A 23,945-nucleotide genomic window follows, 5' to 3' on the forward strand; every position below is an offset into this window, starting at 1 on the left:
AAAACAAATGATAATGACTTACTTACTTTTATCTGTTAGCCATTCATATGGTCGTTGTGTCTCTTTACGCAACAAGCTTGTGGGGGAAAATTGTTGGCGGATTTTTTCGACAGAGGGGAGAGCATCTTTAAAGCGTAATTTTCCCAGCGCCCAAATAATCATCTTCGCTTCATCGATTTCTTGGGGAATTTTCCGCGTCTCCAAGTGTGCCTGTAATAACTGGCCGCTATTTTTTTCTTTGTAGGAAGTATGTAAATCGCCTAAGCTTCCGAGTACTTGTATGGCGAAATACCTTTGCCATGAAATCGAAGAAGAAATGTATGGTAACAGTTTTCTGACAGAGTAAGAACTTTTCCACCTAGCTCCCTGGAAAATGTATTCGTCTAGCTCTCCTGGTTCAGGCTCTTTTTTCAAAGACTGCAAAATTTTGTCGATCTCTCTTTCGTGCAATAAGCGTATTTTGTTTTCGTGTTGCGTTATCTTTTCTTCTAGTTTCCGAGCCGCATAGTAATCGAGTTCTTTGCAACACTGTAGATAAAATCGACTTACCGCATAATTTTTACTGAGAGTTGCCAGTATACAAATACTGCGCTGTACGTTGAAAAGATCGGCGTTTACGTCATCATAACTTGCATCAAGAGAGTAAGCACGGGCTAAAAAAGTTTCCGCTTCAACATAAAGAGATAGAAGGTATTCAACATTGGGTATTTTTTCAATTTGCATCGTCCATGTGGGCACTTCTTTGTCAGAAATTTGCTGCAATACTCCTTGAGCTTGCGTATGCAAATTCTGTATTTCCCCATAGTTTTTACGACTTTCTTGCATGGAATTATAAATAAATGGAGAGATAACAATAGCGCTAAAAACAATCGTTATGAGTACATGACGCTTGTGTTGTTGAAGACGCGACCACAGCAGTTTTGTGACGCGCACGTTTTGTGTGTCAATGGCTTCGCCGTTGATAAATTTCCCGATATCATCTTCTAAAGCCCCCACGCTTTGATAGCGATTTTCGCGTTTTTTTTCTAACGCTTTCAAACAAATGAACTGTAAATCTTCGTCGATTTTGGAATTAATTTCTCTGAGAGGTTTGGGTTGTTGCTCGCAAATCAAACATACCATCTGCACGATACCGCTGGCAGTGAAAACTTTTTGGTACGTCAACATCTGGTACAAAATCGCCCCAAGGGCATACACATCACTACGTGCATCGACTTTTTCTAAATGTCCTTCCGCTTGTTCTGGTGGCATATAATGCAGAGTGCCGAGAATCATGCCACTTTTCGACAACTGTTTATCGTCGTTGACAAAACGCGCTAAGCCAAAGTCCATTATTTTAACGTGGCCTTGTGCATCAATCATGATGTTATCAGGTTTTAAGTCGCGATGAATAATTCCGGCACTATGAATGAACTGCATAGCATTGACTATTTGGCCAAAAATCTCACATGTTTGTTTGTGGTCAAAAGAACGTTCCTCAATGTAGTGTGTCAATGTCTTGCCTTTTACAAACTCCATGACTAAATAGACGTTGTCTTGGAAACGGTTGATCTCGTAAAGTTTGAGAACTCTGGGATGGCGTAACCGCGCCATTAGTTGTCCTTCCTGGACAAACCTCTTTACCGAATTCGTGTCGACATTGCTGTGGAGAAGTTTAATCGCAACCACGCGCTCTACGCGTGTGTCGAGAGCTTGGTATACAACACCCATTCCTCCTTTGCCAAGGATTTTTATAATTTTGTAAGGTCCAATGTGTTGTGTCATTTTCTTTTCTCTTTACTCAATTCGAAATCCAAAAGTGTGCGCAGTTCTTTGGCCTTGTGATGTTGTGGTTCCAAACGAAGTGCTTGTGAACAGTCGTTGTAAGCCTGTAAGTAGTTGTTCATTTTTTGATACAACGTGGCGCGTTGTATAAATGCATCTGCAGATTTGGGAGATTTTTTTAATGCGAGGTTTACATTTGCAAGAGCTTTTTTATATTGTGACATTTCCGTGTAAATGACACTTCTTTGCAAATAGCTATAGTAGGCTTCGATATCGTTCCCTTTGGAGTTTTCCAAAGCTAAAGCACTATATTCTAATGCTTTGTCATATTGTTTGAGGAGTTTATGTGCGTCAGCAAGGTTTCTTTCTGCTCCTGGCCATCCAGGAGCCAATTCAATGTATTTTTTAAAACAGGCGATAGCTTTGGTCATGTACTCCATTTGTGGTTTTTTCTCGTATAGCGCGATTAGAGCAGATCCAATATTAACGTAAACGCGCGCTAGACCGTTAATCCATTTCCGATCACCTTTTTTACTTTTTTTCATCAATCTTTCATGAGGTGCGATCAGTGACTCCAACAGCTCAATAGCCTTTTCATTTTCTTCTATTTGAAGGTATATATATCCCATGTATTCCTGCCCACGTAGTTTTTGTTGTGGGGTGAGGTTTTTGAGTTGTAAGTATTTTTCACATATGGAAATGGCTTTGTTGTGGTCGCGGCGGAAAGAAGAAAAAAAATACGCTGCCCGTAAATATTGCTCGGGGTTTTTGAAATTATCCTCTAGCACTTTGCGTTTTTGTGCCAACCACATAATAGGAAGTCGTAAATGTACTTGTAATCCCCGAAATTTATATTTGTGCAATTTTTTGTCCACAGGTTTCCACGCGCGGATATCCTGTAAACGTCCTAGTGCCCAAACCAAACTCATAATGACTTCACTATTTTGTTCTTTTTCTAAAAGCCACAGCAGCCACTCACAGTGGTCTTTGTCCTGTACTTTTTTCCGCGGAGTTTGCGCTTTTCCCAATACTTCTGCGGCAAACTGGCGTAAGATAGGTTCTTTTGAATGAAGAAGAGCGACAATTTTAACGTCGACATCATCGCTCATTCGTGCAATTTCCGAAGAATATAGGCGCAATTCTTCTTCGGCCAACTCTGGCTCCTGTTGTAAAATTTTGAGAATAGCGGCAAGTTTTTTTTGCGGATATGTGGCAAACTGTATACGTCGTTGATCAAGCTTTTCAAAATAAGAAGCTAAATCTTTGGTGTTGTCCAAATTTTGACAGCGCAATAACGATGTACGGCTTAGGAGAAAGTTATTTACCGCGAGTGCTAACAATGAAATGCGTTTTTCAATGATGTAGAGCTGTTGATGTGAGTCTATTTGCACTTTGGGATCACTGGCAAGTTGCTGTAATAAGTTGCGTGCTTTTACACACTGAAAAATCATGTTGTTCATTGTAAATTCAACCTGGGGAGATATATCAAAAGACAATTTTTCTAAATTTATTTGCTCTGCTGTAACTGTTTCTCGCATAAGTTTATTGTATTCTTTTCGTGTATTTTCGCGACGTTTTTCTTCCGTGTAACTTTGCCAAGATTCAATCACAAAAAAGGCCAAGATAACAGCCATGCTAAAAAGGGAAATTTTTATAATAGGCTTGGCCATTTTTCGCAGGGAATTCCATAAAACATAACTTAGATAATTTTCTCCGGCTTTTACCGGTCTTTTTCTTATAAAGCGTTGTAGATCATCGGCCAGTGCCACACAACTTCGATAGCGTTTTAGCTGGTTTTTCTCCAGTGCCTTACCACAAATCATCGACAAAGCTCGCGGAGTTTTCTTGTTAATTTTGTGTAGTGCAATACATGGTTCTTCGATGATTTGCCGTCCGAGTTTGTGAATCGAGTCAGCAACAAACGGCGTTCTTTTTGCAAGCAGCGTATATAGCGTCGCTCCTAATGAATAGACATCTGTTCTTATCCCCAAGCGCTCTCCTTTTATTTGCTCCGGAGAAGCATAATATATCGTACCGATAAAAACACCGCTTTTGGTAAGTTCACTTGACACCGATTGCTCTTTCGCCAAGCCAAAATCCATTACTTTTGGCGTCATATCCTTGGAAATCATAATGTTCGACGGCTTTAAATCGCGATGAATGACTCCCAAACGATGCACGAAATGCACAGCGCTAGCTACCTGCATCATTATTTGAGCTATTTTGTAAAAAGATAAATCAGAAACTTGCTCTAGCGTTTGCCCGTCGATGTATTCCATGGAGTAGAAAGTGATATTGTTTATGCAATGTATTCCGTAGAGAGTGACGATATTCGGATGATGTATTTGTGATAGAACTTGCATTTCGCGCTGAAATCGCGCCACAGAATTTTGCACTTGCTTTAAAACCTTCAAAGCAACGATACGCTTTGCCCTAAGATCGTAAGCCTTGTAGATAACTCCCATGCCACCTTCGGCTATCTTGCGCTGTACGAAAAAATGTCCAATATGCGGCTTTTGTGCCTGTGGTTGACGTGACGTTTCATAGACAAATTCGAGTTCTTGCGGAGACAAAATCTTTTTTGTCAAAAAGTATTGCCCCAGATTTTCCTGAGCACATTCTTGTAAGTGGCGCTGCAATTCATGTGGAGAAATAATACCGATGTATGTGATGATTTTTACTAAGGTGTTGTTATCCATAGGTGGTTCCCTTTTCATCTGTGCTACAAACACCTGTAATGAGTCATTTGTTACGATTTTATTTGTAATGTAGCAAAATAAACAATTTTAGTTCGTAAAACGAGGATATACAAATTCACAAGATAGTGGCAAGTTTTCGCCCATGACATGCTTACTGTTCTCAAAAACTAGGTGGATTTCTCTATGTAATTGAATTTTTTTTAATCTAAAATTACATAGATGTATTTATCTGTAAATGAAAGACTTAAGTATTACTGCCCTTCAAAACTAGGTATATTTCTCTATGTAATTGAATTTTTTCAACATAAAATTACATAGATGTATTTACCTGTAAATGGAAGACTTAAGTATTACTGCCCTTCAAAACTAGGTATATTTCTCTATGTAATTGAATTTTTTCAACATAAAATTACATAGACGTATTTCTTGATGAACAATTATCTTTCTTTTTTTTTCAGGCACAACCGCCATGTTGTCCAGCGGTTTGCACCGGTCGGGTAGATTGTGTTTGCTTTTTTCATTTGTTGTAGTATGTATGCAATTTTATTCTTTTTTTGCTTATTATTGAGAACATCGGAAATTTTATCTATTAAAAGTTCCTCGAGATCTTTTCGTGTTGCTTCTCCAAATTTTTCTAAGTAGGAAATAATCATTTTTTCATAATGTGCTTTGTTAAAAGCTCTTTGTTTAATATAAGCAGCCTTCTTCCCTGTAACAGCAGCAATTTTGTCAGAAACAAAAAGATTTGGACGTCTTCCCTCTACTAATTTAAGTGTCTTGAGAGATTTGAATTCTTCATTGGATATTTTTCGCTTTTTTTGTACTTTATCTAAAGAAATTACATTTAAAAGGTCAAGGTTGGTTTCTTTAATTAGCAAATTTGTGTAATTTTCGTCTATTATTTTGCCAAATACGCGCGCTTTTACACGTTGAGGTTCACTCAAGTCATAATCGGGCATGGGAAAAAAGCGCTTTTTTTGTAGTAAAAACATGCGTTTTATACCACTACCAATAGTATCAATCATATTTAAATTAACCATTGCTTGGGCAAGAAATGGGTTTCTATATTGCTCTTGCGGCGCATCTTGGCGGATAACGACTTCGACGGAACCAGGTATAAAATTTCCTAAATTTGTAAACAGTACAGAATCTGATTCTTCAACAACATTAATGCGAGCAGATAGTGAATAATCTTGATGAGCGATACAGTTGTGAAGCATTTCCCTAATAACCCAAGGATCATATTGAGTTATCTCGATGGGAAATAACGTCCCACTGGGTAGCTTTCGAATAGTTAAATTGCGTATTTTGTTTAAAACTTGATTCACGGCTAAAAGTAATGGGGGATGAAAGTGTTGGTAATCTTTTTCGATACCATGTACATCTTTAAGAATCCAAGTAATTTTTGCAAGGGCTGGTGTTAATAGATGCTCAGACTCTTCTTTTCCTAATAGTAAAAGAGCTGTATTTGTTATTTGTCCGTTGATACATACCTTAGCTTTGTTTAGGAATGTAGTATCATCCCATTGATCTATTTCTAAAGACCGTTTGCTATTTTTTTCCTTGTATTGTTCTCTAGCGAATAAAAGCGCTTTACTATCAAGATTTGCAACAGTTGCTTCTTTACAAATTTGTGCTGACCAATCTTCCTTCGAAAGAATTTGCCAAAGTTTTCTTTCCTTTTCTGGAAAGTCTTTTAATTTTCTCTTACAACTTCCTACTCGAATAAACTCTTCTCCTTTAAATCGCACAGGCATATGTTTTGCCGGTTGTATGATCAACATAACAATTGCTTTATTATCATATATGAATTCTTGTATTACAAAATCAATTCTGGGTGTAAGTAGTTGTAACAACCAACTTTCAAGTTCTTGGTTTCCTATTTTTTGTTTGCGAAAGCTGTAATTTGTTCCAACTATTTTTTTTGTGTTATCTTCAATTCCCCAAACGATATACCCTTCTTTTTTTTGATGTAGAGTAACCGCGTTTGAAATAGCGGAAATATATTCGCCTATTTTATCAGGACTTGAATTATTGCGCTTAAACTCAAGCCACTCTGTTTCTTCAGGTAAGGAAATTAGTTCATCTAATTTCTTTTTTGCTTCTGTATTGTTCACTGTCCAATTCTCTCTGCTAACGATTAAGACTATTTTTTGTATTTTATACCATTTTAAATAGTATTCAAATTCTTTTTTGATTTTTGCTACTTTTATGGTAAAAAAAAATAGGGGATAAAAATGGATATAAAAAAAATAATAGGCCTAAAAATTCTCACGCTAAGACGTTTTCATAATATGAAGCAAATAGAGCTTGCCAATAGGTTAGGGTGTGGTCAACAGTGCGTTTCTGGCTGGGAATCAGGTCGAAATATGGTCACAATAGATCAACTGGTAAAAATATGTAGAATTTTTGGCGTGTCTTGGGATTTTTTTAATCCTAGCACACCCATAACACTAGAGCCAACAGACAACAAGAAATTCTAGCTCTGCAAAATTTAACGCCATAGAAAAAACTATGTTACTTGCCGAAGCAGAAGCAAGGAGGACGATTTGTTGAATAAAACGTTTATAAAAATAACAATATTGTTACTTTTAGTTTTTACCTTACGAGTCGTTTTATTTTGGCAAGGTATTAAAAACGACATACAAATGCAATACGGAAACAATAACAGCTTGTATTTTGGCTACTTTTCGTGGAAAAAGTTTATTACTTTTTATGTCGTTATTCCACGGCACAAAGATCAGGTAAAAATAAACTCAAATTTCAAATCAAAACTATCGAAAATATATGTTGTTGTTATGTGGGATGCCTACCATGCCAAGTTTAGATCTATACAAAAAAGAGATATATGTCATTTGCGCAAATTTCATATAACGTACATGGATTTATCTTTTAAAAATTGGCATAGTATTCCAAAAGAAATAGGCAATTTATCTTTTCTCGAATATTTATCTTTGAGTAACAATAATTTAAGAAGTATCCCAAAAGAAATAGGCAACCTATCTTCTCTAAAATATTTATTTTTAAGTAACAACAAAATTACATCACTTCCCCAAGAATTAAATAAATTATCTTCTCTTGAATATTTATATGCGCACTCAAATCAAATACGAGGTTTTGATATTGATGCTCCCAAGCTCAAAGTAATTAATTAATGCACTCATAACATTACCAAAGGAAATAGGAAATCTTTCCTCCCTTCAATCACTAAAACTTCAAAATAAAAATGACTATTTTTACTTTGGAAATACGAATAAACTCAAAAAGTTGCCAAAAGAAATAGGCAATCTTTCTTCTCTCAAATATTTGTCTGTGGGTGGGAACATTTTAGCAAGTCTTCCACAAGAAATAGGAAATCTTTCTTTTTTAGAAACCTTAAATCTGGGCATCAATAAACTCAAAAAGTTGCCAGAAGAAATAGGTAAACTTTCTCGTTTAGAAATCTTAAATCTAGACCTCAATAAGCTCAAAAAGTTGCCAGAAGAAATAGGTAATCTTTCTTCTTTAACAAACTTATATTTGCATGGTAATGATATAGTTAAACTTCCTCGTGAAATAGGCAATATTTACTCTCTAGAAGAATTATCTTTAGAGATGAATGAAAACTTGAGTTGCCGTCCTCTAGAGATTAGTAATTTACATAACCTCCGGGGAATTTATTTGATAGGTACGAAAATTGGCCTCGCGCAAAAAAAAGCATTAAAAAAGCGATTACCCAAATGCAATATATATGATGGAAATCCTCGAAAAATCAACAAAAGATAGGTCTTAGCTTTCCGTAAAATCAGACTTATCGTATGGAGCATCAAATATTTACCGATCACCAAACATATTTGGCGTATTTATGTGCCACTATCCTATTCCAGTAAACACAGAATTATGAATCCTACTTTGCCTTGTCATTGAATGCTTTTAGGCGATGTAATTTGTCGATGATGGCCTTGGCTTGTTGGTGTTGTTGTGCGTTATTTTTTTTGAGGCCTTTTACGTATTGAATGAACTGCTCTATATTCTGCTGGCACAGCAATTTTCGCGAACGGTAACTTTTTAAAAATTTTTTGAGGGCTTTTAGAGAAGCCTCGGGGCCGTTCGTCGTTTGTATTTTTTGCAAATGGTCGACAATTTTCGAAGTGACAATCTTGTCGGGTTTGTCATCGCTCCATGGTCCACGAAATCGTTTTAGGTACCTTCTGTTGTGAAAATACCCGGCTTCCATATCGAGTATATTTGCCCGTGGATTTATTTGCAGTGTATAATAATAGCGACCTTTACCTTCTTCTAACTTTATGTGGTGATTCTCTACTTTTTTGCCATCGGTATAAAACACATATGGATAGGTAATGCCATCAATCACCTGATGTTTTTTTCGGAGGGTAAGCTCGTACTTACGTAGTTTTTGCAACGGAATTTCGATACTATTTGCTGAAGAAAAGAAAACTGTGCGTTTATGAGTAACGTAGTTTTTAAACTTGACCAAAATTTCAAGCTTTTGCCCTTCTGAAAATTGTTGTTGCTTTAGGTGCTGTCCGTTGACAAGGACTTGGTGAGGAATTTGGACATTTTTGTTTTCATCTGTACATATGAGTGACAATTGTGTCGATGCAACGTTTTCTGGGGGTTCTAGTTTTTCTTTGATGATAAAATTGTTTTCCGTGGGAAAAATGTGTATATCACGTGAGATTTGTTGGTAATTTTTCTGTGATATCATTAAGTGATACTTTCCTGGTTTGACCTTGTCTCCGTCTTTAACAACAAGGGGAATATTTCGCGTTGTATCGCGTACTGTAACATGTAATCGATTCGTAACGCTACCCTCAATATCAAATGCAAGTGGTACATGGCGCGATATTAAAGTCTCATCAGTAATAAATGGACGGTTATCTGGCCAGATGTGTTTTTTTATTTGTTGCGTATGATATCCTTCTTTTTTTATGGTGAGAAGGTAAATGTTGGGTTTTAACAACAATCCTTTTTTTACGCGAATTACCTTATCTGTTTGTAGCGTTTGCAGCGATATTTCGCAAGGAATACTATTTTTGTGTGGGGGAACATCGTAATGGACCTTAACACTCACTTTGCGTTGTCTTGTAACGAGTACCCTTTCTATCAAAAAAGGATTTTGGTTTGCGGGAATGACAATCTGTTCTTTAAGGCTAAAGTATCCTGGTTGGACGATCTCCAAAGTGTACTCTCCCGGGGCAAACATATGTTCGCGAGTATCTTTTCCGTTTAGTGTAAAAACCTCAATGGCAATCCGTTCTCCAACAGGAAAATCTCCGGTAATAATGGACTCTATTTTGCAGCTATTTTGCGAAAAAAGGCAGGTAAATATGAGTGGAAAAATAACAAATAAAGTTATGTGTTCGGTCATAGAACATCTCCCATACAACAACACGTGTTGCTCTAAGGTTGTGCGACAATTTTTGCTAAGAGCTTTTATCCTGTTGGTCCTGTTAATCCTGTCAAATTTACTGACCTATTACCCCTCTTTTTTCAAATTTCTTTCTAACTTGGCGAGACGTTTTTCTAAAATACGTATATTTTCACCTAACCTCTTTTGCGATGGATTTTTTTTGAATTTTAGAGAATAAATCGTTAGGGCTTTTTTTGTATCGTTGTAAGCCTTGGTGTATTGTTTTAAAATTTCATATACCCTAGAGCGGTCTATCAAAACAGGCACATGGTTGGGATTCTTTTGCAAAATATGATTGTAATCGGCCAGTGCTTTTTGGTATTCCTCTGCATAACGGTAGGCAACTCCGCGATAATGGAAAAATTCCAAGTGCTTTTCGAGTTGAATCGCATGTTCAAAATCTTCTATCGCCAGTAAGAATTTTTGCTGTGCGAATTTTGCTTTCCCTCTTCCAAAATAAAGCCAGCAGTTTAGGTCATAGGTCAAACCTTTGTTGTACTGACCAATGGCGAGAACAAACTGTTGTTGTTTTAAATGGTTGTTTCCTTGCGCAATCGCCGCCTTTACTTTTTGCTCTTGTATTTGTTTCATGCGCAGCATACTTGCTTTTACTTGCACGTGATTGGGAAAATGTATCAGAGCTTTGTTATATTCTTCCAGAGCCTGTTTAAAATTGTCGTTGCGTATAAGAACTTCTGCTCTTTTGAGGCAATCTTCGACAATGACGTTACGACGTACGCGCTGTAAATTTTTTTTATAGTATATGCTCACTGTGACAAAAGCGATCAGTAATAAGCTAAATGATAGTAGAAGCTTATAGCGTGTCAAGAAGCTTTGTACTTGGTCGCGAAAGCCATATTTTTTTGCCAAAATAGGTCGTTTTTTCTTAAAGTTGATTAACTCTTTTTCCAATTGTTTACAACTACTGTAACGCTTTTGTGGATCTTTGTGTATGCATTTAAGACAAATCGCTTCGAGATAAGGGGAGATGCTGTCATTGATTTTTCGTGGTATGATAGGCGATTCGTGTAAGATTTGGAAAAGTATATTTTGTGGCGAATCTCCTCGATAGAGCTCTTGGTATGTTAAACACTCATATAGTAAAGCTCCCAAGGCGTATATGTCCACTCTTGTCGAAATTTTACCGGCAATTTGATCGGGAGACATATAGGTAATCGTTCCGACAATATCACCTGTTTTCGAAAGATTTCCCGGATCAGACAAGATTCTTTTTGCCAGACCAAAATCCATAATTTTAATCTTGTTGTCTTTGGTGTACATAATGTTCGAAGGTTTTATATCGCGATGGACAATATTTTTACTATGAACAGCCGCAATCCCCTTACATACATCTATCAATAAGTCGACGACAAATAAATGGCGCATTTGCTGTTTTTTAATAAGCTCTTGGAGAGTAACGCCTTCGCAATATTCCATCGTATAATACAAAGACGGTTTTTCACCGTATTCGTAAAATCGTACGATATTGGGATGCTCTAATTTTGCCAAAGCAACACATTCATTGCGAAAGCGTTCCACATCTTGCTTTTGGTTTTGTAATAAAATCTTGAGCGCCACAGTTCTTTTGAGCTCGTTATCATAAGCCTTATAAACAATTCCCATCCCTCCACGGCCAATTTCTTTTTCGAGAAGGTATTTGCCAAATATTTTTTGGGTACTCATAATTATTCCGCAATAAGTAATATGATGTCATTCGTTACGATTATCATATAATATAGCAAAATAAATGAGTTTCTTAAAATATTAATAACACTTATTTGGTGTTTACATATTATTCTAAAACCCAAGCCCGTTTCCGAGCCCGAGCCCGAGCCCGAGCCCGCTCCCGAGCCCGCTTCCGAGCCCGACAAAACTACTTACCCAAAGCCCTGGCAAGCTTGACCAGACGTAAAAATTCACTGCGGTAACCGTCTTGATCTTCTCCACGCGCTTGTTGGATAAGTTCAATGACATGGTCATAGGTCACATCCCCTTTGAATTTTGAATCGCGTAAAATATGTGTCCATGCGGATACGGCGGTTGCCCAGCGAAAATTTTGTGAGGTTTCTTTTGGTGATAATTTGCGAAACGCCACGGGAAATTCACGGAGAATACTCTTGTCACCGTCGGGTTTTTTGTAGCGTAATTTCAAAGTCATTAGCTCGTTATTCGCTACATGTGAAAGCGATGTTTTTTGATATTTGAGTTTTGTTTGCTGCTCGTTACTGTCACTTTTTACCGGAATAATCTCATAGAGAACGGTAACGCTGTGTCCAGCACCAATTTCTCCCGCATCTTTTTTGTCATTTGCGAAATGTTCCTTGGGCATTTTTCGGTTTTCATAACCAATTAAACGATACGATTGGACGTTTTTTGGGTTAAACTCTATTTGGATTTTTACGTCTTTGGCGATGGTGGTCATTGCCGCGAATTCTTCAACGAGTACCTTGCGTCCTTCTGTTAGGTTATCTATATAGGCGCAATTGCCGTTGCCGTTGTCGGCGAGTTGTTCCATTTTGGCGTCTTTGTAATTTCCATAACCAAATCCCAATACGCTCAAGAACACACCTGTTTTGCGTTTTTCTTGTATGAGACGTACTAGCGCCGCATTACTGGTTGTTCCGACATTGAAATCTCCGTCGGTGGCAAGAATGACGCGGTTTGTGCCATCTTTCATGAATGATTGTGTGGCCAGTTGATACGCCGCATGAATTCCATTTCCGCCATTCGTTGATCCGTATGCTTGTAAGCCATTTAAGGCAGCGATGATTTTATTGTGGTTGTTTGTTGGGGGTAGAACTACCTTGTTTTCAGAAGCATACACGACAATCGATACGCGGTCTTGTTTGCGTATTTTTTTGGCCAAGAGTTTTAACGATGCCTTTAAAAGTGGTAGTTTATTGGCATCACTCATGGAGCCAGAAACATCGATTAAAAATACAAGGTTGTATGCAGGGACGTTCTGCATTGTTTTGCCTTGTAACCCAACGTGTAAAAGTAGCTTTTCCTGATCCCAAGGAACCGAAGACAGTTCGGTAGAAACCGAGAACGGGTGTTCTTTGGGTTGCGGATAGTCGTAGTGAAAGTAATTGATACATTCTTCGATGCGCACGGCATCTTTCGGTGGGAGTTTGCCCATGTTGATGTATCTACGAATATTGCTATAAGACGCAGTATCTACGTCCGCAGAAACCGTGGAGAGTGGGTTATCTAGCGCATTTTTAAACTCATTCTCCACTATGTAACTGTATTGCTCGGTGTTGAATTTAGGTTTAGGCACTTCTTTTTTGACTTGTGGTACAAAACCGGCATTGACATTTTGGGCATGACGTGTTTTTAAATTACGCAAACTGTCGGTGATATTTCTGGCGCGTTGGTGTTGTTGGGCATTCTTCTTTTTCATTCCTTCAACATATTGAATCAACGGCTCTATATTTTGCCCGCGCAGCAATTTTCGCGAGCGGTAACTTTTTAAAATTTTCTCTAGTGTTCTTAGAGAGGCGTTGGAGTCGTTGGTTGTTTGTATCTTTTGCAAATGGTCGACCATTTTCGAAGAGACAATCTTATCGGGTCTGCTTAGATTTTGTCCTGCACGGAATCGTTTTAGATATCTTTTTGTATGAAAATACCCCGCCTCCATGTCAAGTATATTTGTGCGCGGATTTATCCACAGTGTAAAATAATAGCGATTTGAACCCTTTTCTATCAACACGTGGTGATTCTCTACTTCTTTGCCGTCAGCATAGAAGGTATATGGATAGATCACACCATCGATCATCTGATGTTTTTTCCGGAAAGAGAACTCATATTTTGTTAATTTTAGTAACGGAATTTTGATACTGCTCCCTGGAGAAAACAGAACTGTGCGTTTATGGGTCGCGTAGTATTTAAACTTGACCACTATATCAAGTTTTTGCCCTTCCGAGAATTTTTGTTGCTGTAGAAGTTGTCCATTGACTTGTACTTCGTAAGGAACTTGGACATTGTTGTTTTCATCCTTGCATATGAGTGATAATTGCGCCGAACCAGCGTTTTCTGCCGGTTCTAGTTTTTCTTTGATGATAAAATTGTTGTCGGTAGGAAAAATGTGTATATCACGTGAAATTTGTCGGCAATTTTTCTGTGAAATCATTAAATGATACTTTCCGGGTTTAACTTTGTCTCCATCTTTAACAACAAGGGGAATATTTCGTGTTGTGTCGCGTATCATAACATGTAAGTGGTTAGGAGCACTACCCTCAATATCAAATGTAAGTGGTACAGGGCGCGATATTAGAGTTTCGTCAATCATAAATGGGCGGTCATCGGGCCAGATGTGTTTTTTCATTTGCGCTGTATGATATCCCTGTTTTTTTATCGTAAAAAGGTAACTGTTGGGTTTTAACAGCAGTCCTTTTACTACGCGAATTGCTTTATCTACGCCGTGTAGTTGACACGATATTTCGTAAGGAGAGCTATTTTTTTGCGGGGCAACATCGTAACCGATGTTAACACTTACTTCGCGTTGTTTTGTGACAAGCACTCTTTCGATTAGAAAGGGATTTTGGTTCTCCGGAATGATAATTTGTTCTTTGAGGTGAACGTATCCTGGTTGGGCGATCTCCAAAGTGTACTGACCCGGAGAAAACATATGATCGCGAGCGTCTTTTCCGTTGAGTGTAAAAATCTTAGGATCAATGCGTTCTCCGACAGGGAAATCTCCGGTAATGTCTGGTTCTATTTCGCAGAGGTTTTGCGAAAAAATGCAGGTAAATGCGAGCGGAAAAATAACAAATAAAATGATATACTTGGTCATAGAAAATCTCCTATATATAACTCATGGCAATATGGATAGTCATCAACGAACAAGACATGTGCCAATCGATTTTATTCAAAAAACGCCTAAAAGATTCCACTTTATTTCACGTAAATTTGTTTGGGGGGAAATTAGGCAAAATGTTTTATAAAAATATACTTTGTTGTATAATTAGCGCTTCACTCTCACGAATGGCGAGCTATATTGTCAAAGTCAGTAATTCACAATTTTACAACGAGTAACTAAGTAAAGGTGCAACATGGCGAAACATCGACTGGATATACTTTTTGATCTATCAAATATCGAAAGCAATGGCTTGAGATGGAATGAACGGCGTGAAGCGAAGTTACAAATATATCAACAAAATGGCGCAGATCTGAGCACGTATTATGGATAGCAAAGACAACCTTATTCGCATGTTATCTCTCGACACCGATGAAGAAGAGGAACTATTGCAAATAGGTCCATATCGCGTTATCGAAAAAATAGGTGAAGGGGGCATGGGCACTGTTTATAAATGCCACGATGAGCGTCATGGTATTGTTGCAGTGAAAACAATGTCATTGGTGGAAGACAGTAAAGAACAAGTAAAGCGATTTATGCAGGAAATGCATACCATCTCTTTGCTGCGCCATCGCAATATTGTACAAGTTTATGACTCGGGGCAGGACGAGGAAATCTTGTATTTGGTGATGGAATATATCGCCGGGGAAACACTCGACAAGTATATCCAAAACAACAACGTTACCCTCAAGAGTAAATTAAAATTGATGACGCAAGTGGCAAAAGCGCTGTTTCAAGTGCATCGCAAGCAAATTATCCACCGTGACATAAAACCTCTGAATATTATGGTGGAAAAAAATGGGCGTGTTGTTGTTCTCGATTTTGGCATCGCCAAAAATTTTCTACTGCACGTTTCCGCGACAAAAGGAATCATCGGAACTTTGCGTTATATGCCTCCCGAATATACCATGGAATCGAATGCGGTCGATGAACAGCACGATGTATATTCTTTTGGTGTGACACTTTATGAAGTACTGAGTGAACAAACATTTACCGCATCGCAAAAACTTCATTTTGCTTGCGACGATTTCATGACAAAAAAACGTTTGCAAAAAATTTACCGCAAATGCATTGACAATAAAGAAAAGCGCTACAAAAAAATCGCCGATGTGCTGCGCGATTTGCAACGAACATCGAAACTTTACAAGCAGTTGAGTGTCGTAAAATTAGCTGTGGGCATGGTTTTCGTTGTCGGACTCTGCGTTGGTCTTTATCTAGTTTTGACAAAGCAAAACAAACCTTACAGTTTCCATGTTGCGCAAGCAAAAAAATATGTACAAGATGGTCAATATGACTTGGCGTTGGCTCAATACTCCGAAGCGATAAAATTAGCTCCACAAAATAGCAAAGCATTTTTATCGCGTGCTTTTTTGTATTTCCGAATGCAGCAATATCAAAAAGCGGTGGAGGATTATAGCGTTGCGATCAAGTTGGATAACAACAAACCAGAACTGTATTACGAACGCGGCATGGCGTATCAATTTATGTACAGGTACGACCTCGCCGAAAAAGACTACAGCTATGCCATAGCACTGGATGACAAATTCATCGATGGTTATAATAGCCGTGCGGTTGTATTTAACATACAAAAGAAGTACGACTTGGCGGAAAAAGATTACACTCGTGTCATTGCATTAGATCCCCAATTTTACAGGGCATATAACAATCGCGGTATTTTGTATCTCCAACAAAAAAAATATCGTTTAGCGGAAAGTGACTTTACACAAGCGATTCGTTTACAACCAAATTTTATTAGTGCCTATAATAGTCGAGGAGTGCTGTATCGAAACTTGGCAAAATACGATTTAGCAAAAAAAGATTTGACCCAGGCGATTTCTCTAGACAAGAGTTATGTCGACGCGTACAACAATCGTGGGTTGGTCTACAAGTTGCAAGAAAAGTACCGCGAAGCAGAAAAAGATTTTAACACAGCGATTGCTATAAACCCTAATTTGGCAAAGACGTATGACTATCGTGCCGCTATATATGTTATGCAAGGCAAATATGACTTGGCAGAAAAAGATTATACAAAAGCCATCGCTCTCGACGCGAAATTCGCAGGTGCGTACAATAACAGGGGACTGCTATACGCTATTCTCAAAAAGGATGAACTTTCCAAAAATGACTTCAATAAAGCTATGGCGATAGATCCGTCATACGCGGAGGCATATTATAATCGAGGCTCGTTGTATGAAAGGGACAAGAGATACGATTTAGCGGAAAAAAATTATACACAAGCCATCCGCCTAAATCCGAAGTATACCCATGCATTAAACAGTCGTGGAGTATTGTATGTGCGGCTTGAAAAATATGATTTAGCCGAGAAAGACTATACAAAAGCCATCTCTATTGATGAAAAATTTGCGTTGGCCTACAACAACCGTGGGTTGCTCTACACTTTACAAAAGAATTATCAAATTGCCGAAGATGATTTTAACAAAGCCATTGCCGCAGACCCACGCTACGCGAAAGCGTGGTATAACCGTGGAACATTGTACACAAAACAAAGAAAACCTTTGTTGGCAGAAAAAGATTATACCCAAGCAATTAACTTAGACCCAAATTATGCGAAGGCATTGAATGCTCGTGGAACGTTGTATGGACATCTTGAAAAGTACGATTTAGCTTTAAAAGATTTCCAAAGAGTCATTACCCTTTTACCTCAAAATCTGGATGCGTATAACAGCGTAGGTACGATGTATTTTCGATTGCAAAAATACGATTTAGCGGAAAAGACTTTTTTCAAGATGCTGACAATGGATCCGCAAAATGTGGAGATATACAACAGTTTAGGGGTTTTATATTTCGAGCAACGCAAATTTGAACGCGCGAAAAAAAACTATGACCGCGCGATCAGTTTGAATCCAAATTATTACTTCGCGTATCGCAATCGAGGGGTGCTGCACTATACCCAAGAACAATATAAACTAGCGGAAAGAGATTACACTACATCCATTTCGTTAAATCCCGATCATTTAGATGCGTACAACAAACGTGGAAATCTGTATGATTTGCTCGGAAAAACCGATCTGTCGGAAAGAGACTATCGGTCGGTTTTGCAACGTAGTCCCAATGACAATGAGGCGCACAATAGTTTGGCGGCACTGTATTTACAACAAAAAAAGTATATCGCCGCCGAAAAGCATGTGATTGCTGCACTTCAGTTTAGCCAGGAATCGTCACGCGTATTTCTAAACACCGCACGGCTACATTTTTTACGAAAAAACTACACCGCGGCAATTGAAAATTATCAGCAAGTACTACAGACAAATCCGACAAAGGCCATTGCGCACTGTGAATTGGGAAATACTTACGAACATGTTGGAATGACCGATGAAGCTGTGAAGCACTGGAAAAAAGCGACATCTCTTCATATACCAAAACAACTTTATCAACACGCTATAGACAAAATAGCACAATATGATTCACCACATTGAGAATTTGACAGTGACCAACATCATAAGATGAGCAAAAACCATGAATGACAAAGACAATCTAATTCGCATGTTATCTTGCAATGTCGATGACGAAGAAATGTTGCAAATAGACCAATACAAAGTTATCGAAAAAATTGGCGAAGGCGGCATGGGCACGGTTTATAAATGTAGCGACAACCACGGTCGCATCGTTGCGGTGAAAACCATGTCGTTGTTGAAAGACAGCAAAGAGCAAGTCAAACGTTTTTTGCGCGAGATGCATACAATTGCCCTATTACGTCATGACAATATCGTCAAGGTTTACGACTCGGGTCAAGATGAGGATATCCTGTACCTCGCCATGGAGTATATTGAAGGCGAAACGCTCGACAACTATATTCGAAATAACAATGTCACACTTACGGGTAAGTTAGAGCTGATGATTCAAGTGGCAAAAGCATTGTACCAAGTACATCGCAAGCAAATCATCCATCGCGATATTAAACCCTTGAACATTATGGTGGATAAAAGTGGGCGTGTCGTTGTTCTCGACTTTGGAATCGCCAAGAATTTTTTAGTGGATACCACTGCGACAAAAGGAATGATGGGAACTTTGCGCTACATGCCTCCAGAATATACGATGGAGTCAAATGCGGTAGATGAGCAGCATGATATATATTCCTTTGGGGTTACTTTGTATGAAATTCTTAGCGAACGAATTTTCACCAAGGTACAAAAACTGTATTTTCCTTGTGATGACTATATCACAAAAAAGCGTTTACAAAAAATTTATCACAAATGCGTGGATCGCAAAGCAAAGCGCTATCAAAAAATAACGTATGTACTTCGCGATTTGCAAATCGCATCTAAAAGATATCAAAAACGCTATGTTCGCAAAATAATTTTGTGTGCTATTCTTGTGGCCGTGGTGGGAGTAGGCTTTGTATTTTTCGCAAAACAACAGCCTAGTGATCGCGATGTCTATATCTCCAAAGCCAAAGAGTACGAGAAAGACGAAAAATATACTCAGGCAATTACGGAATACTCAAAAGCCATCAACGTGGCGCCGCAAGATAGCGAAATGCTACGGTTGCGTGCTGGATTGTATTATCGCATGCGCGCGTACGAAAAGTCCATAAACGACTACAACATCGCCATGAAACTCAACCCTGACAATGCAAGTTTGTATTCTGCTCGTGGGGTTGTTTATCAGAGCATGAAAAAAGACAATTTAGCAGCAAAAGATTATAGTCGTGCCATCGCTCTAGATCCTAATTTTGCAGAGGTGTATATCCACCGTGGCGGTTTGTTTGTCGCACTGAATCGATATGACCTAGCAGAAGAAGACTATAATCGTGCCATTGCCCTAGATGCAAAATTATTCGGCGCGTATAACAATCGTGGAATACTGTACTCTCGACAGAAAAAATACAGCTTAGCCATAAGCGATTTTACACAAGCGATTGGCATAGAGCCTAAGACGGGCTCAACTTATAGCAATCGTGCTATTGTGTATCAACACCTGGAAAAATATGATTTGGCCGAGAAGGACTTCTCTCATGCCATTTTGCTGGGACCAAACATCGCGACAAATTATCACAATCGCGGTTTATTATATCGCAAGCAACAAAGATACGATTTGGCCAAAAAAGATTTGACCAAAGCCATTTCCCTAGATGCAAGTATGGTACAATCTTACTATTATCGCGGATGGATATATGCAAAACAAAACAAAGATGACTTGGCAGAGAAAGATTATACACAGGCGATTATACTGGACGCGCGTATGTCTAATGTGTATAACCAACGTGGACTATTGTATTACAAATACAAAAATTACATGCGTGCAGAGGAAGACTTTACAAAAGCAATTCTGCTAAAGCCACGTTATTTTGCAGCGTACAACAATCGCGGACTACTATATATGCAACAGAATAAATATGAACTGGCCGAACGAGATTACACAAGTGCCATTACGATAAATCCGCGCTACATAGAAGGCTTCGATAACCGCGCATTATTGTACTTACGGCTAAAAAAGCATGATTTGGCCATAAAGGATTTTCAAACGGCACTTTCTATTTCACCACGACATCTAAAGACGAATATGCACTTGGGGCTCACGTATTTGGATCAACAAAGGTATGATTTGGCCGAAAAGTTTTTATATCAAGCGCTTGCCATTGCTCCCCAAAATGCTTCTATCTATAACTTTTTGGGGATTGCTCTGTCACAGCAGGCAAAATTTGATATGGCAGAAAAAAACTTTCATCGTGCGCTAGACTTAAATCCCAACTACACGATAGCCTATAAAAATCGTGGTGTCGCTTACTTCATGACAAAAAAATATGACCTCGCAGAAAGAGACTTTTCGAGAGCAATTTTACTGAATGCTAAGGATTTCGAGGCATATAATGGTCGTGGGGAGGTGTATCAGTGGACAGGACGCGTTCGGTTGGCAATACAAGACTACGAAGCCGCCTTACAACTCAAACCTGATTATCCTAGTACAAACCACAATTTGGCCACGATCTATCTACGAAAAAACAATTACTCCTTAGCAGAAAAGCATGCTTTACAAGTCGTTAAACACGACCAAAACCCTATTAGAAAGAATCTCAATAGAGCGCGGTTATATTTTCTACGTCAAAATTACGTAGCGGCAACGGAAAGTTATCAAGCGCTACGAATAAAAAGTCGGGAGTTAGGTATCATACATTGTGAACTCGCAAATACCTTTCATCGCTTGGGAAAGACCGAAGAGGCGGTAAAAAACTGGAAAAAAGCCATTACTGTTGAGTTGCCACAAAGAATGTACGAACAGGCCCTTCTTAGAATAGCTCAGTATGATTCGCAGCATTAAGCATTGTGCGAATTTCACTCATATTTAAATTAAGATGAGCACAAATTATGCATAGTAAAGATAATCTTATTCGCATGTTATCTGCCAATGTGGAAGAGCAAGAACTTTCGCAAATAGGCCCATATCACGTCATCGAAAAAATTGGCGAAGGAGGCATGGGAACGGTTTACAAATGTCGAGACCGTCACCATCGTGTTGTCGCCGTAAAAACCATGTCGTTGGTGAAAGACGGTAAAGAACAGCTCAAACGGTTTTTGCGTGAAATGCAAGTGATTTCACTATTACAGCACCGTAATATTGTCAAGATTTATGACTCCGGCCAGGACGAAGAGATTCTGTATTTAGCTATGGAGTATATCGAAGGGCAAACACTGGATCAGTATGTCCAAGGTAACGAGGTGGTACTTAAAAATAAACTGTCGTTAATGATTCAAGTAGCCAAGGCCCTCTTCCAAGTACATCGTAAACAAATCATCCATCGCGATATCAAACCTCTGAATATTATGGTGGAGAAAAATGGACGCGTTGTCGTTCTCGATTTTGGTATCGCCAAAAACTGTTTAGCGAATGCCACCGCAACAAAAGGAATGATTGGAACTTTGCGCTATATGCCACCAGAGTACACAATGGAATCCAACGCCGTAGATGAGCAACACGATATATATTCTTTTGGCGTTACTCTGTATGAAGTATTCGCGGAGAAGCCCTTTGCCAAGGTGGAAAAGTTGCGTTTTGTTTGTGATGATTTTATGACCAAAAGACGTCTGCGAAAAATTTATCGCAAATGCGTTGCTGCGAAAGAAAAACGCTACAAAAAAATATCTAATGTCATACGCGATTTGCAAAGAACATTGGAACAACACAAACAAATCAACCATAAGAAACGGAATGTATATCTGGTGTTACTCGCGACCCTGGTTTTCTGTGTAGTTTTTGCGACATATCCACATGCAAATGATGGCAAATTTTACATAAAAAAAGGTACGAAATATCAAGAAGGCGGACAGTATAATCTAGCCTTAGGTCAGTATATGAAAGCGATTGAAATAGATCCCCATAGTAGTAAAGCACTACAGGCGCGCGCTTTTTTGTATGTGCAAATGCACCAATATGAAAAAGCTTTGCGCGATTACGACGCTGCGATAAAGTTTGATAGTAAAACACCTTCTTTATATAGCAAACGCGGGCAGGTGTATCTAAAAATGCGCAAATACAATCTCGCGAAGAGAGACTTTGACTACGCTGTTTCACTGGACCCCAACGATGCAGAATCTTATAATGAAATTGGAACTCTTTTTGCCTTAAAAAATAAACCGTATTTAGCGGAAAAAAACTACAACCACGCCATTGCTCTAGATCCTAATTTTACCGTGGTCTATACTAATCGCGGGATCTTGCGTTACCGACAAGGAAAAAATCGTTTGGCAGAAAAAGATTTAACACAAGCGATTCGCTTACAACCTAACTTTGCACAAAATTACAAAAATCGTGGTGTTCTATATCGAACTCAGAGTAGATACGATCTAGCGGAAAAAGACTTCACACGTGCCATTGGGATCAAAAAAGACGATCCTTATGGTTATTACAACCGCGGGCTAGTATACAACTTACAACATAAATACGAATTGGCAATAAAAGATTTTACCACGGCGATTACCTTAGATAAGAGTTTTGCCAAAGCATATAACGATCGTGGTTGGACTTATGCACAGCAAGGTGAAGATCACTTAGCAGAGAATGACTACACACAAGCGATTCGCCTTAACCCTAATTTTGCGAAAGCATACAATTGCCGTGGATTACTATATCACAGCCAAAAAAAGTACACACTTGCCGAAAATGACTTTTCTAAAGCGATTGTTCACAAACCTAAGTACGTAAATGCATACCTCAATCGAGGAGAGCTATATGTAAAGCAACGAAAATTCTCACAGGCAGAGGATGACTACACCAAATCGATAAAACTAAACCCCAAAAATGACCGTGCGTATAACCACCGTGGAACGTTATATATGATGTTGAAAAGGAATGAATTGGCGCAAAAAGATTTCCAAAAAGTGCTTGAGATTGCCCCAGGGAATTTTAGAGGGTACAACAATATGGGACTTATATGCATGCGACAACAGCAATACGATTTGGCAAAGACCTATTTTCGCAAAGTGCTTACCCTTGAGCCTAAAAATTATGCGGCACACAGTAATTTAGGACTGATACATCTTCGTCAAAAACAATACAATCTAGCAGAAAAAAACTACAATCATGCGATAAAATTCCATCCAAACAAAGCTGTTCTGTACATGAATCGCGGAGTAGTATATTATAACAAAAAAGAATACCAGTCTGCCGAACGTGATTTTAGTAAAGCAATTTTATTAGACCCTAATTTTTTTGATGCATACAATAATCGTGGAATTGTTTATTATTGGCTGGGAAAAACGGACTTAGCTGAGAGAGATAGTAAAAGAGCTTTGGAGTTAAGACCTAATTATCTCGAAGCACACAACAATTTGGCAACGATATATTTACACAAAAAGAACTACATTGCTGCCGAAAAACATGTGATGAAGGTTATCTTATCCCGTGAGCAAGTACCATCTGTATATCTCAACAAAGCACGACTGTATTTTCTTCACAAAAATTATGTGGCGGCGATAAAAAGCTACCAAACTATTTTGCAGACGAGTTTGGAGCCAGCCATCATACACTGTGAACTGGGCAATATTTATTACTATACGGGGAAGACCTCTAAGGCCTTGAAGCACTGGAAAAAGGCAATTTCTTTTGACTTACCAAAACCACTGCATACATATGCTGTTCGTAAAATAGCGCAGTACGATCGCCGACAATAGTCATAATGACCTATTTGCCTAGTATGACCTAAAACTACAGTGTCAAACAATGAAAAAATACGGACGGAGTCCTGATCTCTTTG

The 23,945-nt window shown here is 38.5% G+C and carries 13 protein-coding genes; 7 read left to right on the top strand and 6 right to left on the bottom strand.

From position 1 onward, the window contains the following. Positions 1 to 18: 18 nt before the first annotated feature. From UABAM_RS02120 to UABAM_RS02130, 3 genes are all read right to left on the bottom strand, one after another. Positions 19 to 1,764 carry a serine/threonine protein kinase gene (locus UABAM_RS02120; RefSeq protein ID WP_151966344.1) on the bottom strand — a complete coding sequence of 582 codons (1,746 nt, stop codon included), beginning with the start codon at positions 1,762 to 1,764 and terminating at the stop codon, positions 19 to 21. Continuing rightward, positions 1,761 to 4,463, bottom strand: a complete 2,703-nt coding sequence (locus UABAM_RS02125) for a serine/threonine-protein kinase (protein WP_173013086.1) — start codon at positions 4,461 to 4,463, stop codon at positions 1,761 to 1,763. Before UABAM_RS02125 ends, UABAM_RS02120 begins: the two co-directional genes overlap by 4 nt. A 437-nt stretch (positions 4,464 to 4,900) precedes the next feature. Further along, positions 4,901 to 6,580, bottom strand: coding sequence for an RNA-binding domain-containing protein (locus UABAM_RS02130; protein ID WP_151966346.1), 1,680 nt, complete (start codon positions 6,578 to 6,580; stop codon positions 4,901 to 4,903). 120 nt (positions 6,581 to 6,700) lie between these two features. Here UABAM_RS02130 and UABAM_RS02135 point away from each other — a divergent pair, with 120 nt between their 5' ends. The 3 genes from UABAM_RS02135 (at position 6,701) to UABAM_RS02145 (ending at position 8,228) form a co-directional block, all read left to right on the top strand. Further along, entirely contained in the window at positions 6,701 to 6,946 is a 246-nt protein-coding gene (locus UABAM_RS02135; RefSeq protein WP_151966347.1) for a helix-turn-helix domain-containing protein, read from the top strand. Between the two features lie 69 nt (positions 6,947 to 7,015). Beyond that, entirely contained in the window at positions 7,016 to 7,618 is a 603-nt protein-coding gene (locus UABAM_RS02140; RefSeq protein WP_151966348.1) for a leucine-rich repeat domain-containing protein, read from the top strand. A 112-nt stretch (positions 7,619 to 7,730) separates the two neighbouring features. Next, complete coding sequence (locus tag UABAM_RS02145) at positions 7,731 to 8,228, top strand: leucine-rich repeat domain-containing protein (RefSeq protein WP_173013088.1); 498 nt, start codon at positions 7,731 to 7,733, stop codon at positions 8,226 to 8,228. A 121-nt stretch (positions 8,229 to 8,349) separates the two neighbouring features. On the opposite strand, the gene UABAM_RS02150 is transcribed toward UABAM_RS02145, so the two are convergent. From UABAM_RS02150 to UABAM_RS33655, 3 genes are all read right to left on the bottom strand, one after another. Further along, positions 8,350 to 9,834, bottom strand: a complete 1,485-nt coding sequence (locus tag UABAM_RS02150; RefSeq protein WP_151966350.1) for a hypothetical protein — start codon at positions 9,832 to 9,834, stop codon at positions 8,350 to 8,352. A 108-nt stretch (positions 9,835 to 9,942) separates the two neighbouring features. After that, positions 9,943 to 11,559: a serine/threonine-protein kinase gene (locus tag UABAM_RS02155; RefSeq protein ID WP_151966351.1), complete on the bottom strand. Its 1,617-nt coding sequence runs from the start codon at positions 11,557 to 11,559 to the stop codon at positions 9,943 to 9,945. A gap of 190 nt (positions 11,560 to 11,749) precedes the next feature. Further along, entirely contained in the window at positions 11,750 to 14,671 is a 2,922-nt protein-coding gene (locus tag UABAM_RS33655; RefSeq protein WP_229759347.1) for a vWA domain-containing protein, read from the bottom strand. A 259-nt stretch (positions 14,672 to 14,930) separates the two neighbouring features. Here UABAM_RS33655 and UABAM_RS33290 point away from each other — a divergent pair, with 259 nt between their 5' ends. From UABAM_RS33290 to UABAM_RS02175, 4 genes are read left to right on the top strand one after another with little or no spacing between them, the layout of a single operon-like run. After that, positions 14,931 to 15,068: a hypothetical protein gene (locus UABAM_RS33290; protein ID WP_173013089.1), complete on the top strand. Its 138-nt coding sequence runs from the start codon at positions 14,931 to 14,933 to the stop codon at positions 15,066 to 15,068. Beyond that, the gene (locus tag UABAM_RS02165) at positions 15,061 to 18,171 is read left to right on the top strand and encodes a serine/threonine-protein kinase (RefSeq protein ID WP_151966352.1); all 3,111 of its coding nucleotides are present in this window, start codon (positions 15,061 to 15,063) and stop codon (positions 18,169 to 18,171) included. The genes UABAM_RS33290 and UABAM_RS02165 overlap by 8 nt, the downstream gene beginning before the upstream one ends. A 40-nt stretch (positions 18,172 to 18,211) precedes the next feature. Then, entirely contained in the window at positions 18,212 to 21,013 is a 2,802-nt protein-coding gene (locus UABAM_RS02170) for a serine/threonine-protein kinase (protein WP_151966353.1), read from the top strand. A gap of 47 nt (positions 21,014 to 21,060) precedes the next feature. Continuing rightward, complete coding sequence (locus tag UABAM_RS02175) at positions 21,061 to 23,862, top strand: serine/threonine-protein kinase (protein WP_151966354.1); 2,802 nt, start codon at positions 21,061 to 21,063, stop codon at positions 23,860 to 23,862. The last annotated feature ends 83 nt before the right edge of the window (positions 23,863 to 23,945 follow it).

Origin of the sequence: Candidatus Uabimicrobium amorphum (assembly GCF_009002475.1) — a bacterium.
In the GTDB taxonomy this organism is placed as follows: domain Bacteria; phylum Planctomycetota; class Uabimicrobiia; order Uabimicrobiales; family Uabimicrobiaceae; genus Uabimicrobium; species Uabimicrobium amorphum.